The sequence below is a fragment of the Petralouisia sp. genome (assembly GCF_056822245.1).
In genome coordinates this window covers 1-13,541 of the sequence record NZ_JBQIOP010000008.1, presented here as the reverse complement: position 1 = coordinate 13,541, position 13,541 = coordinate 1, and the positions used below count along the sequence as shown (strand labels likewise).

The following is a 13,541-nucleotide window of genomic DNA, read 5'->3' as shown; positions in this document are numbered from 1 at the left end:
TGAGTAAATAAGCGGTAATGGAACGGAGGCTTGCGCTATGGGTATCATTGTAACATTGTAATAGCAGGGCGTACCTATGCTATTACGCCTTGCTAATCAATTCAATATTCAAAAAAGATTAGGAGGCAAAGATATGTCATATTTTAATTATCAATCAAAGAAAATATTTTATAAAGAAATTGGGAACGGAGAACCGCTGATAATGCTGCATGGCGATGCAGCTTCATCGGCAATGTTTGAAATGCTGATCCCATTATATCAAGAGCATTTCAGGGTGATTTTAGTTGACTTTCTGGGTAATGGAAAATCTGACAGGGTGGATAAATTTCCAGCAGATTTATGGATCGCGCAAGCGCAGCAAGTGATTGCCCTTATCGAGCACTTAAAACTTAAAAAAGTGAATCTTCTTGGTACAAGCGGTGGAGCTTGGGCAGCGGTTAATACAGCATTAGAACGGCCAGACCTTGTAAATAAAGTTATTGCAGACAGTTTTGATGGCAGGGCATTGGATAAAGATTTTGCGAAAAACTTATTGGAAGAAAGAGAATTTTCAAAAAAAGACGCCTGTGCGAAACAATTTTATGAATGGTGCCAGGGTGAAGATTGGGAAATTGTAGTGGATTTGAATACTGTCGCTTTAGTCGAATGCGCAGAAAAGCAATTGCCTTTATTTTCCAAGTCAATAGAAACATTGAGTGTACCCATTCTTTTTGCAGGAAGTTTACAAGATCAGATGTGCCGGAAAGATATGTTGGAAGAATATAGAGAAATGAATCATCTTATCGCAAATGGAAAGATACATATATTCGATACTGGCGGACATCCTGCTGTTGCAACAAATGCGGAACAATTCGCAGAAATTGCTTTTAAATTTATATACGGTTAAAACTGAAAAAGGGGCTGTTGGGAAATAACGATTTATGCCCCTGACAGGTAAGGAAAAGGGGCTGTCGGGAAATAGATAGCCCCTTTTTTCGTACCCGGAAATGGAAGAAATCAAAGAAAGAGAGGAAAAATCACATGAAATTGACTTAATTGTTGTCAGCTTTGTATTGGAGGCCGGCCATGTGAAAGATATGTGGTTTGAATTGCAGCTTGTGTTCAATGTTTTTAGGAAAACATTGCGGCGGGTGCGGCAATGGCAATCAATCCTGTCCTATTGCAAAATGCAGTCTGCAAAATGGAAAAATTGAGTATTGTTATGAGTGTATTCATTATCCATGTGAAAAATATAGCCATATTGATGAAAATGACTCTTTTATCACACATCTGCATCAAAAAAGAGATATAAGAAAAGCTAAGAAAATTGGTATTGAAAAATATATAGCAGAACTAATTGAAAAAGGAAATATTCTTGAACAGTTACTTTCCGCTTATAACAATGGGCGAAAAAAGAATTTTTATTGTCTGGCAGTTAATTTGTTAGAGCTTTCCGAACTTCAAGAAACATTGAAGAAAGTTGAAACGGATATTACATTATCTGACTTATCAAAAAAAGATAAGATTTCTTACATTGTAAAAACTTTTCAGGATATAGCTGACAGAAAGGGAATCGTCTTAAAACTTAGAAAAAAATAGTTTTATAAATCAAATATTACTCTGCCTGATACGAAATGATGAAAAAGATACATACAGCGGTATTGAAAAAGTCAAGAGAAACCAAATCCAGAAGGGAGGTGAAAAGGACATAGGATTTTCTTTTCGACAGATAAGCCAGATTATGGAAGATGTCGGCTGCACAAAAATGCTTTGCGGAGTTTCCGCATAGATAGCGAGCATTGGATTATATCAGCTATAATTTTATTTTGTAATCAGGAGATAAGAGATTTTCTGTGAAACGTGTGTTATATAATTTTCAAAAGAATTTCAGTCGGGGTAAGCACAGAAATTCAAAGCCGGGTTTGTCAAGAAAAATGTGTAAGTTTCATAAAATTTCCTTACCGGCAGTTTTCAAAGCTGCCGGTTTTTCATAGCAGGATCAATATTGTTCATACTTGAGTATACGTGCCTGCATCCTGTCATCCATAGCAAGCTGGTTGCGGACTAACGCCCAGTTGGCCACGGGGCGGCCGTTCCATTTTTTATACAGTTCCACAATCCGCAGATAAAAGGCCTTGCGCACAGCGTCTTCATTGGGGAAGGCACCTTTTTTTGTGACTTTCCGCAGACTCGAATTGACGGATTCTATGGCGTTTGTCGTGTACATGACCTTCCTGACTGCACTCCCATAATTATATAACTGGGCTACATGCTGCCAGTTACGCACCCATACATCCACTGCACCAGGATATTTTGCCCATGCCTGTTTAAACCGTTCAAATTCCGCCTCCGCAGCTTTCAGGCTGGGGGCTCCATAGACCTTCTTTAACTGGGCCGTATATGCCTTGTAATCTTTTGACGGTATGTATTTGATGGAATTCCGGATCAGGTGTACGATGCAGCGCTGCACTACCACATCCTTAAAAATGCTCCTTGCCCCTTCTTCCAGGCCGGATACGCCGTCCATGCTGATGAACAGCACGTCCTCTACGCCCCTTGCCCGGATCTCGTCAAATATCTGCATCCAGTAATGTTTCCCTTCCGATTCGCCGATCCACAGCCCCAGCACATCCTTGATACCGTCTGCGTCATATCCCAAAACGACATATACCGCACAGTTTTTTGTCTCCATTTCCCTGCGGATGGTGACATAGATGCAGTCAACAAAGAGGAATGTGTAAAACTTCTTCAGCGGCCGGTTCTGCCATTCTTCCGCAGTCCCGACCACCCTGTCCGTGATTGTTGAAATGGTCTCATGGGAAATATCAAAACCGTATATCTCTTCCACAGTATCCGCAATATCCCGCTGGCTCATGCCCCTCGCATACATGGACAATACTTTGTCTTCAATCCCGCTGACATCCTTTGTACGTTTGGGGATCGCTTTCGGTTCAAAGCTCCCTTCCCGGTCCCTGGGCACGGAAACATCCATTTTCCCATACGCAGTGTTAACGGACTTATGGGAATATCCGTTGCGCCTGTTCGTGGTGTTTTTTTCTCCACGCTCGTTGTTCCCATACCCCAGGTGGGAATCCATTTCACCCTGGAGCATAGCTTCAAACATCGGTCCGAAGATGTCCCTGATGGCATCCTGCATCTCTTCCCTCGTCTGCGGCTGGTATTCCTCCATGATTGCCTGTGCGATCGCTGCTCCTTTGGTATTCTGTCTGTTTCTTCGTGCCATAAGTGCTGTACCCATCCTTTTCTTCATCCTTTCTTTGAGTGTAGCACACCTTATACAGAAAAATAAAGTGTGCAGTTAGATTTGCTGTATTTCTAACTTACACACTTTATTTTACACTCCCCCAAAGCCTTCAAAGTCTCTTTTGTTTCGGGTAGCAACATAATCGCAATGTATAGATTTGGCACAAGTAGCAACAAGACAATCCTCAAAATCCTTTGCCTTTTTCTGAAATGCAATAAGAATATCATTGTTCGCAACGCTGCACACCAAGCTTCAGAATCTTGTAAGAATCCTCTACAAAAGGTTCCCTTTCCAATAACACGTCAAGGATTACGTTTGTATCACACATTATTTTCATATTTTAACAGACGCTCCTTCCGTAAAGAATCCATATCAATATCAGAGGCAATACCGCCAAGCATTCCACGCAGGGAATCTACAGCAGAAACTTGTGGATTTACAACTTTAGCAACCGTTTTTCCAATACGAGTAATAAAGATATCTTCCTTAGTAATTAATTCAAGATACTTTCCGAAATTAGCTTTAAATTCTGTTGCGGTAACAACCATGGCTAAATCCTCCTTTTCTTTGGGTTATTGTGGTGACTTAGGATTATGGTGTGGCGGTGATGGCTCTTGGAAAAGGAGCCTATGCCATTCACCAGTCCGGGAAGTGGTATACGGATGAAAATATTGCTCAGATGCTTATGGAGCGGCATTTGGGGAAAAGGCCAGACGGGCTTCAGGGAAGAACCACATGCGTATAAATCTCCGTAATATTAATGGAACTATGCCCCAGCATTTCCTGGATAAACCGTATGTCAACATCTGCTTCCAGTAAACTTGTGGCAAAAGTATGCCGGAACATATGAGGAGTAATATGTAATTCTATCGAGGCCAGTGCAGTGTATTTGTTGATCATTCTCCGAACCGCCTGATCGGATAAGGCATTACCGGCCTGATTCACGAAAAAATGCCCGCAGGCCTGAATTTCCCTGGAAAAGCTGTTTTTATATTTTTCCAGAATTTGAATGACAGATTCATTGCCAATCTGAATCCGCCGTTCCTTATCGCCTTTTCCATAAATGAGTACGGTGCCGGCACTTTTGTATTGCTGATAAATGGCGGCCAGGAACCGTTCTACCGTGTGCAGTGGAATTGTTTTGGGCAAAATCATAGGTTCCCGAAACCGTATCTGCATTCGGTTAAAAGGGTTCCTGTCAATAATTTCTTTGTATTCAAATGTATGAACTTCCCTCTCAAGGATTCTATTATACATAAATTTTCCGATCTGTCAGAAAATTTCCGTCTGTATAGGCGAAAAATTTACTTGACTTCTATATCCTACAGATGTAATATATTAAAAAATAACAAAATATTATATATGTAATATTTAGAGACGATGTAAGGAATATGAGATTACCATGGGGAAAAGGAACAGAATCGTACAATTATTATTATTTGCAGTATTTGTGATGATGGCGGCAGGCTGCAGTAAAGAAGGGGCAAAAGATCCAAATTTTTTCGCAAAAATATCAGAAGCTCCAAAAGATTCAGAGTTTCCAGCAACAGCATCAGAGCTGAAAGGAGATTCAGAGTTTCCTGCAGCATCAGAGCCGCAAAAAGATTCAGATCTTCCTGCAGCAGTATCTGAGACAGAATCTTCCAATTATGCCGAAGCGGAGCACATTGCAGAACTCTGCCGGGATCTGTACGAAAAAGCAGCCCAAACAAATACGTCAGGTTCCCTTGAGGTCATGGGGAGTATTGTGGAGCGGCTTGGCGGGCAGGGATATGCAGCGGTGGACAGTAAGAATCAGGTGGATATGACCAATGCAAAACAGGTGTTGGAATTTTGTGAGGCAGCAGAAAAACAGGAACCGGCAGAACTGACAATTCTTGTGGCTGAGGATTGTGGTTTGCGGAAATTTGATATTAAAACGGAAGATGGCAGCATCAATATTGTCCGGGAATATTGCCAATATGATGAAAACGGCTCCTTGAAAAATATAGATACGGCAAGTTATCCTGCTGACCGATGGCAGCTTACCAAAGAAGGATATTTGATTTTTGAGGGAAAATATTTTTCTGCGGTAAATTATGTGCTGACCTTAAGCGATACGCCGGAACATACAGTTTTGCGGATTTTGCCGTTGGATGAAACCTGCCGGGAATGGAACCGGAAATATATATTGCCGGTGGGTTATGGGCGGAATAATATATTTCTTTCAGACTGGAGTGAGGAGGATTTTGAAGCCTTGGAGTTGTATGATGTGTTTGATATTTTTTATCCGGAATTGTATCAGAAGCCGGTTCCCTATGCGGCAGATGAGAACTTAAACGCCGGGGCAGTTTATCAGGTGCCGGAGCATGAATTTGAAACGGTGATTTCGGCACATTTTAAGATTGACAGAGAGACGATTCGTGCCAAAACTGCGTACGTTCCAAAGGACAGGGTTTATGAATACAGGCCCCGGGGATTTTATGAGGTTGATTATTCTGACATCCCATATCCTGAGGTGGTAGGCGGTACCGAAAATCCGGACGGGACAATCACATTGTTTGTCAATGGGGTGTATCCCGACGGAAAAACATCCAGATTATTTTCCCATAAAACGGTGATCCGTCCGTTAAAGGAGGGGGAATCCAAAGGCGGCGGTGAGGAAGCTTTTGAATATGTGTCAAATCAGGTGATTGTTTCATCTGAGCCGGACAAAGCGGAGGGGATTTCGGCTAGAGGGGAGCATTCTTTTTGGTGGCATGCAGAGCGATTGTCCTGGGAACAATGGATGGAAATTTATGGAGGAAAAGAATGAGGAAATGGAAAAGAAATGTGAAATTCTGCCTGATAAGCCTTGGTACATGCTGTTTGTTTCTGCTGACAGCGATCCAGGCAGAAAGTATGTTTCAACGGCATTTTGGCGGAACGGAGAAAGAAAAACAATGGCAGATAATCCCAGGGGCGGCGTTAGTATATAAGTGTGGACAGGAAACGTTGAACAACCTATATGATCCAATGAAAGAGCTTCCGGCAGAACGGTTAAACAGTCCGGAACATTCGGCAGACCCGGAGGCAGACTTATCTCCCTGGTTTTTGCCTCAGGCAGAACAATGCATATTTACAGATTCCGAAAAAGAAGAATTAAAAAATCTTGCACTGACTGCGGCAGAACAGGTGCGGGATTTATATCAGAATGCGGAATATGAAGAAGGGCCGGGCCATCATTTTTATATCAGGAATTTCACGGAGGCACAGCGCAGGGAGGCGGTTTCCATTCTCAAAAAAGCAGGATTTGTCAGCGTTACGGCGGATGCCAATATGGAAAATTATGAGAAAGTGGAGGAATTTTACCAGGCATACCTGAAAAAGCGTGAGGCAATGGTGACCGTATTTGAAATAAATCTGGACGGGCTGCTTGGGGCTTCATCCTTTTTGTACCGGGATGGCCGGCTGCAGACGTATTATGTGGGAATTGAGTGGCAGGCGGAACCTGCAAGTTTTGCATCAGACAGCAAAACGGAAGGGTTTTTGCAGGATGCTTCCAACTTATCCTGCAGCATAAAAGAAACTCTGGTCAGCAATCTTTCAGAACTTAAGCTGACGGAAAAAGGTTATCTGATTTATGCCTATGAGGAGCCGGCGGCTCATGCCAGTCTGCGTCAGTGCTGGCGGGTGAAGCCGCTTTCAGATACATGCCGGGAGCTGACAGAGAAATACATTTCCGGTTTAAGCTATGTGAATTACAACGTCCTTGTGACAAACTGGGACAGCGGCAATGCGGAAGATATTTTGATGCCCTGTATGTTTGAGGACATTTACCGTATGGATACCGGGGAATTTCTGAAAACGGAAGAGGGCAGGATACCTGCAGAATTATATGAACAAGTGATGACTGGTTATTTTCCGGTATCTGCAGAGCAGGTGCGTAAAAAATGCGGGTATGAAGAAAGCACGGCAAGTTATCCCTATGAAATGATCTATGCCGTTCCTTATCCGCCTTTTGGGGAGGTGGTGGACTATGAGGAACATGGGGACGGGAGCATTACTCTCTTTGTGGACGGGGTATGGGCCGATTACAATTCTGATTTTGCCTTTCGGAATGAGATTGTTGTGATGCCTTTTTCGGACGGAACCTTCCGGTATCTTTCTAATAAAGTGGAACAGAAGGAACTGGAGCTTCCGGCAGGAGGAAACGCAGAATGATAAAATTATTAGAACCTTATCCGTCATAATGTGCTATAATGGAAAGCAGCAAGCAGAGGTGAGGTGACGAAGGTGGATTTTAAGAAAATAATGATGAGTCCGGAATACGATTTTCTGCGGACCAATCCCCGGCTGGGCGGCAGGATTATTTTGCTGGGATTAGGAGGCAGCCATGCTTATGGAACCAGTAATGAAAACAGCGATATAGATTTTCGGGGAGTGACCCTGCCGCTGCGTTCAGATTTGCTGGGGCTTACAGCTTTTGAACAATACGAGGATTCCGCCACCGATACGGTGATTTATTCTTTTAACAAAATGGTGAAGCTATTGTTGGAATGCAATCCCAATACCTGCGAAATCCTGGGACTGGATGAGGAACAATATCTGATTAAAACGGAGATTGGCCAGGAATTGATTGACAACAGAAGCTTGTTTCTGTCTCAGAGGGCGGCCAAATCATTCGGAGGATATGCCGGCGCACAGCTTCGCAGACTGCAGAATGCCATTGCCAGAGATTCTATGCCACAGGCCAAACGGGAGCGGCATATTTTAAACTCGGTTCAGAATACTCTGGAGGATTTTCAGAGGCAGTATGGGAATTTTGCATACGGCAGCATTCATCTTTATCTGGATCAGGCGGTGACTGCCGGAATGGATACGGAGATTTTTGTGGACGCCAGTCAGACCCATATGCCCCTGCGGGATTTTCAGAAAATGTTCGGCGCGCTGAATAATGTCATTCGGGATTATGACAAGATCGGCAAGCGCAATAAGAAAAAAGACGACGATCACCTGAATAAACATGCCATGCATTTGATCCGTCTGTTTCTGATGGCCATTGACATTTTGGAGCAGGGAAAAATAAAAACCCATCGGAGGGAAGATGCAGAACTGCTTTTGAGCATCCGAAACGGCAGGTTTTTGAAGGAGGACGGAACCTTTGACGCAGAATTTTACCAGATTTTGGGCGAATATGAGACGCGGCTGAAATCCGCAGTCCAAAACAGTATTTTGCCAAAGCAGCCGGATATGGCCAAAGTGGAAGCGTTCGTGGAATCCGTCAATCAGCGGGCAGTGGAGATGGAGTTCTGATGAAAAACGGAATCGTCGGCGGAACAGGGAAAGGAGACATTCTGTGAGAAATATATTAGAAGAAATCCAGGAAACATTATTGGAAATAGAGAAGCAGGAAAATGTGACAATTCTGCTTGCAGTGGAATCCGGCAGCAGGGCCTGGGGATTTGCTTCTTTGGACAGTGATTATGATGTACGGTTTATTTATGTCAGAAGGCCGGAAGATTATCTGAAATTAAAGGAGAAAAAAGACGTTATAGAGTGGCAGCTGGATGATGTGCTTGATATCAACGGATGGGATTTGAAAAAAGCGCTGACGCAGTTTCATCGGAGCAATGCAACGCTGTTTGAGTGGAGCAATTCGCCGGTGGTTTACAAAAAGACGAAACAATGGGAAGAGATTTACCAGAAGGCAAAGAGCTATTTTTCAAAAAAAGCGGCGGTGTGCCATTATTATGGAACAGCCCAAAGCACATTCCAGAACTATCTGCAAAAAGAGCAGGTCAGGTATAAAAAATATTTTTATGCGCTGCGTCCCCTTCTGGCCTGCCGGTATGTGGAAGCCTGCGGCGCTGCCCCGCCGGTATTGTTTGAAGAGCTGATGCAGATGGAGCTGCCCAAACGCCTGCGCAGCGGTATTGAGGAATTGTTGGAAAAAAAGAAAATAACAGATGAAAAGAACTATGAGCCTCAGATGCCGGTGATTATAGAGTTTATCCGGGAGGAATTAAAACGGCAGAAACAGATTGCAGATACAATGGAAGACGACAGGAGGACAGACTGGGATACGCTGGATCAGATTTACCGGGAGATGATCCTGTCTGCTGAATGATAAAAGGAAGGGAAAGGAGACTGCTGTATGAAACGTTATGTAATGTTTGCATAGCAAAGGCTATTGCAATGAAATGCAGATTGTTATAGCCTCTGCGATTCCTGAAAATCATATTTAGGAGGCAAACATGGGCTATATAAGAGCAGAAGAGATTCTGCCCGCTGAGGTGATAGAACTGATACAAAATTATGTGGACGGCACGAATATTTACATTCCCAGAAAACAGGAAAACCGTCAGGAATGGGGCGCCAAAACTCTGTACAGGCGGGAAATTCAAAGCAGGAACCAGTTAATCTACAGAGATTATCTGTCTGGCAGGAGAATCAAAGAGCTTGCAGACGCGTATTTTTTATCAGAAAAAAGCATTCAGCGGATTATCAGAACAGAAAAAATGTCAAATGTGGGCTGTCATTGAGCGGCTCACATTTTTTTATAAAAATGTTTGGGGTATCTTTTGCCGGCCCAGACTGATAAAATAAATCAAAAAGAGAGGAGAAAACTGTTATGACATTACCCGTTTCTTTTGCATAGCGCGGCTATTGCAAATAAAAAGGATCGGTAATAGCCTGCGCATCTGACCGAAAAACAGGAGATGCAAATGAGCTATTCAAAGAAAATAGAATATGAAGTGGTTCCAGAAGGATCATGTTCCGTTATCCGCAATTGTTCCGGCTGCGGCAGGAAGGCTTTGTTTCAGAATACAAAGAAATTCCGCGTCAATGCCAACGGAAATAAACTGGATGTGTGGCTGATTTATCAGTGTGAGAAATGCAGGCATACATGGAATCTTGCGATTTATGAAAGGCAGAGGATGTCTGCAATATCGGCAGAAGAATATCAGCGGTTTCTGCAGAATGACAGAGAGCTTGCAGAACAGTATGGCAGAAATTTTCAGTTGTTTCGAAAAAACAGGGCGGAGGTGGATACAGAGCGGTTGGAATATCAGTTTGTGAAACTTTCAGACACAGAGCAGGAAAATGGCTGCGGCAGCCAGGTTCTTCTTACCATACAAAATCCCTGTGAACTGAAAATCCGTCCGGAAAAACAAATTGCCGGGGCTTTGGGAGTATCCAGAAGCCAGGTGGAAAAATGGAAGGTGCAGGGAAGCATTGAAGTGAAAAACTTTTCAACCAGATGCCTTACAGTCAGTCTGAATGAAATCAGACTGATCGGATGAATCACTGGCGAAAAACAGGGGCATTGCAATGAAACAGAGAGAAAAAGAAGCAGCAGAGTACTATTTCTTTTTCTCTCTGTTTTAATTAGACCGTGTTTGATAAAATGAAATTGATGAACGAATCATTTAATGATATACTGTTAACATAGAAAAATCTATGCCGCCAGCCGCGGGAAATGCGTTTTTTCTTAAAAAATATAAATAGAAAGCTGAAAAATCAAATGAAAAATCCATGGGAAGAAATTCCTTTAGCTGATTATGAAAATCATATGAAACTTGATTCTGTTATGCAGTTACAGGCTATGAATGTTTCCAGAAGGTGATCCGACAGGCAAATCCAAGATATGTTTCAAGTATTATTCAAATTAATACAGAAGAAAATTGGGTATCAGAATCACCGTATTTACATGTGTTTGACGGATTGGAACAAGTGCATCATCCAATGGAAGAACATGCATTAGAGCAGAGCATGCTTGAAATTGATTATCATGCAATCAAGATTCTGGAGCGCATGCTGCCGAATGGGAAGAAATTGGTGTGATTAGATTTCCAGAGATAGATTTAAGCTTCTATATTGAACAAAAGCCGGGATTAGCAAAGGAGGAAATAAAAATGTATATTGAAAAATATTGGGGTAATTATATTGGGGGTACGGATGACAGTCTAACCTTATTGGAGTATTTGGCGGATAAGCAAAAAGCAGAAATACCGCTGAGTGAAATATTTGAAGATACAGGACTGAAAAAACTCAATGGGGATTTTTGTACCTCGCCTGATTTGGGATATACTGACGCAGAGGGTGAAACGTATGATTTTTATTATGCCATTGATTTAATCGTCGATTTGGCGGCTTTAATGTTAGAGTGTTCTGTAACAGGCAGTGTATCCCTGGGAGAATTGCTGGATGATGAGAATGGAGAAACTGTCCGCATTACTTTTACAGAAGAAGAAAAACATGCCATGGACAAGGCATTGGCTCACTTTGTAAAAGCTCCATTGGCTTATGATCTTCATGAGATGGTTTCGGATGAGGAGATGCAGGAAATGGCACAGGACTGTGAAAATCTTCGTCAGGAATTGGGGATGGGTTAGAGCGTGTTTGAAAAATCATTCCTGCCATCTGTATTTCGATACATAAGGACTACCGGATTGCCCGTATGCTTAGCCAAAGGGTGAAATCGCTATAAAACTGTGGATGCAACCAGCAGTTGACACATTGAATGGCGCTGATTGGTGGTAAGCAACCTGAGAAAAAGGTAAAATCAATGCATAATAATCACAAGGAGGATATAGTAATGATTTTTGCAGACAAACTAATTCAGCTTCGCAAAAAAGCAGGTTGGTCACAGGAAGAATTAGCGGAACAGATGGGCGTTACAAGACAATCCGTTTCAAAATGGGAAGGAGCGCAGTCCGTTCCGGACCTTGAAAAAATAATTCACCTTTCAGAGTTATTTGGCGTAAGTACAGATTATTTGCTGAAAGATGAAATCGAAGAAGCAGAACGTATGATTCCGTCTGATGATGTTTCTACGCTGAGGCGTGTCTCTATGGAAGAAGCAAATGCCTTTCTTTCTGCAAAAGCCGCCACATCGAAATCAATTGCATTAGCAACTTTTCTGTGTATTTTATCACCTGTCTGCCTATTTATTTTAGGAGCAGTTAGCGGTATTTCCAGATATGGGTTGGCGGAGCATGTTGCTGGAGGAATTGGCATCATTATTTTACTTGTTTTTGTCACTGTTGCGGTTGCTGTATTTATTTCAAGCGGCAGGAAAACAGAAGCATATAATTATTTGGAAACAGAAGTATTTGAGACGGAATATGGCGTTCGTGGAATGGTTACGGAACGGAAAGCGCAATATAACGCAACATACACAAGAAACAATATCATCGGGGCCAGCCTTTGTATTATGTCGCTAATCCCTCTTTTTGGAGGAGCAATTTTTAACGATGAAAATGAATTATTGTTATCGATTATGCTTTCAGCTTCTTTTGTTATTGCAGGGTTTGGCGTAGTTTTCTTTGTCAGCAGCGGCATCATATGGTCAAGCTATGAAAAACTCTTACAAGAGGGTGAGTATTCAAAAGAAAAAAAGAAAAACCAGCCGATTACAGCCGCTGTCTCGGTTGTATATTGGCTAATTATTACTGCAATATACGTGGGTTACAGCCTTTCTACCAATAATTGGGGATATAGTTGGGTGATTTGGGTAGTTGCAGGTATCGTATTCCCTGCCATTACTATGATTACCAATTTACTAATGAAAGCCCCCTGGCTTCCATAGTATGGATGGCCATGCGGCCCGTCGGACGGCAGGCTGAGCATGATGGCAGTTTACTTTGTAAAAGAAAATGACACAAATTAATGAAAAAACTTCTCTTTTTACCTGGCGTCAGTTCAGCAGTTACAATAGGAGCGCAAAGATGATAGTGAAATACATGAGCCAACAGGATAAAGATTTTGTAATGAGTATTGATAAGCATACAGATGATAATAGTTATGATAAACGTGTTTATACAAAAACGGGTTATATAATGTGGGAAACAGGTGTTCCAATTGGTCTCATGCATTATAGTGTTTTGTGGGATAATCTTCCTTTTTTGAATTTCATATTTGTTGACAAAAAATATCGAAATAAAGGATTTGCTTCACAGGCCCTTGTCTTTTGGGAAAATGATATGAAACAGCAAGGTTATAAGATGACTTTGATTTCAACACAGGTTGATGAAGAAGCGCAGCATTTATATCGAAAATTAGGGTATATTGATTGCGGTGGACTGATATTTAATCATACGCCCTTTGATCAGCCTATGGAATTATTTTTTAGAAAAGTTTTGTAGATTAAAATGGTACTGAGCTCCCCCGGCGTTTCCTGTCAAGGGCTTCCGATTTGTGGATTACGGTTTTCTCCACAAACTCCCGTAACAGGGTCTTAACTTGACCCACATTTATATAAGATAACTTCGATAAGCAAGCAATGCGCATAGCACCTCTAACCCTTGCCAAATAGAACGTGCTCCGGGCATAC

The 13,541-nt window shown here is 42.2% G+C and carries 13 protein-coding genes and 2 pseudogenes; 12 read left to right on the top strand and 3 right to left on the bottom strand.

Annotation, left to right across the window (positions count from 1 at the left end; genetic code table 11):
- The first annotated feature begins 133 nt into the window (after window positions 1-133).
- Window positions 134-886 carry an alpha/beta fold hydrolase gene (locus ACTO17_RS04715; RefSeq protein ID WP_482557068.1) on the top strand — a complete coding sequence of 251 codons (753 nt, stop codon included), beginning with the start codon at window positions 134-136 and terminating at the stop codon, window positions 884-886.
- A gap of 218 nt (window positions 887-1,104) precedes the next feature.
- Window positions 1,105-1,578 (top strand): DUF3795 domain-containing protein, encoded by a 474-nt coding sequence (locus ACTO17_RS04710; RefSeq protein ID WP_482557067.1) that lies wholly within the window; start codon window positions 1,105-1,107, stop codon window positions 1,576-1,578.
- A 400-nt stretch (window positions 1,579-1,978) separates the two neighbouring features.
- On the opposite strand, the gene ACTO17_RS04705 is transcribed toward ACTO17_RS04710, so the two are convergent.
- Window positions 1,979-3,223: an IS256 family transposase gene (locus tag ACTO17_RS04705; protein WP_482557066.1), complete on the bottom strand. Its 1,245-nt coding sequence runs from the start codon at window positions 3,221-3,223 to the stop codon at window positions 1,979-1,981.
- 341 nt (window positions 3,224-3,564) lie between these two features.
- The gene (locus ACTO17_RS04700) at window positions 3,565-3,792 is read right to left on the bottom strand and encodes a type II toxin-antitoxin system Phd/YefM family antitoxin (protein ID WP_482557065.1); all 228 of its coding nucleotides are present in this window, start codon (window positions 3,790-3,792) and stop codon (window positions 3,565-3,567) included.
- Window positions 3,793-3,833: 41 nt separating this feature from the next.
- Here ACTO17_RS04700 and ACTO17_RS04695 point away from each other — a divergent pair.
- Window positions 3,834-3,985, top strand: a pseudogene (locus tag ACTO17_RS04695) (DUF188 domain-containing protein); the annotation flags it as partial.
- Here ACTO17_RS04695 and ACTO17_RS04690 read toward each other — a convergent pair.
- Window positions 3,965-4,471: pseudogene (locus ACTO17_RS04690) on the bottom strand (tyrosine-type recombinase/integrase); the annotation flags it as partial. The pseudogenes ACTO17_RS04695 and ACTO17_RS04690 sit on opposite strands and share 21 nt — an antisense overlap.
- A 175-nt stretch (window positions 4,472-4,646) precedes the next feature.
- Here ACTO17_RS04690 and ACTO17_RS04685 point away from each other — a divergent pair.
- The 9 genes from ACTO17_RS04685 (at window position 4,647) to ACTO17_RS04645 (ending at window position 13,353) form a co-directional block, all read left to right on the top strand.
- Window positions 4,647-6,038 carry a DUF6070 family protein gene (locus ACTO17_RS04685; RefSeq protein WP_482557064.1) on the top strand — a complete coding sequence of 464 codons (1,392 nt, stop codon included), beginning with the start codon at window positions 4,647-4,649 and terminating at the stop codon, window positions 6,036-6,038.
- Window positions 6,035-7,426 (top strand): DUF6070 family protein, encoded by a 1,392-nt coding sequence (locus ACTO17_RS04680; RefSeq protein ID WP_482557063.1) that lies wholly within the window; start codon window positions 6,035-6,037, stop codon window positions 7,424-7,426. The genes ACTO17_RS04685 and ACTO17_RS04680 overlap by 4 nt, the downstream gene beginning before the upstream one ends.
- Before the next feature lie 72 nt (window positions 7,427-7,498).
- Window positions 7,499-8,518 carry a nucleotidyltransferase domain-containing protein gene (locus ACTO17_RS04675; protein ID WP_482557132.1) on the top strand — a complete coding sequence of 340 codons (1,020 nt, stop codon included), beginning with the start codon at window positions 7,499-7,501 and terminating at the stop codon, window positions 8,516-8,518.
- 43 nt (window positions 8,519-8,561) lie between these two features.
- On the top strand, window positions 8,562-9,332 hold the full coding sequence (locus ACTO17_RS04670; RefSeq protein ID WP_482557062.1) for a nucleotidyltransferase domain-containing protein: 771 nt from the start codon (window positions 8,562-8,564) through the stop codon (window positions 9,330-9,332).
- A gap of 127 nt (window positions 9,333-9,459) precedes the next feature.
- A complete protein-coding gene (locus ACTO17_RS04665) occupies window positions 9,460-9,747 on the top strand; it encodes a CD3324 family protein (RefSeq protein WP_172537124.1) in 288 nt (95 codons plus the stop codon).
- A 183-nt stretch (window positions 9,748-9,930) separates the two neighbouring features.
- Entirely contained in the window at window positions 9,931-10,509 is a 579-nt protein-coding gene (locus tag ACTO17_RS04660; protein ID WP_482557061.1) for a DUF1062 domain-containing protein, read from the top strand.
- Window positions 10,510-11,121: 612 nt separating this feature from the next.
- Window positions 11,122-11,601 (top strand): imm68 putative immunity domain-containing protein, encoded by a 480-nt coding sequence (locus ACTO17_RS04655; RefSeq protein ID WP_482557060.1) that lies wholly within the window; start codon window positions 11,122-11,124, stop codon window positions 11,599-11,601.
- 128 nt (window positions 11,602-11,729) lie between these two features.
- A complete protein-coding gene (locus tag ACTO17_RS04650) occupies window positions 11,730-12,797 on the top strand; it encodes a helix-turn-helix domain-containing protein (protein WP_482557059.1) in 1,068 nt (355 codons plus the stop codon).
- Between the two features lie 139 nt (window positions 12,798-12,936).
- A complete protein-coding gene (locus tag ACTO17_RS04645; protein WP_172537121.1) occupies window positions 12,937-13,353 on the top strand; it encodes a GNAT family N-acetyltransferase in 417 nt (138 codons plus the stop codon).
- The last annotated feature ends 188 nt before the right edge of the window (window positions 13,354-13,541 follow it).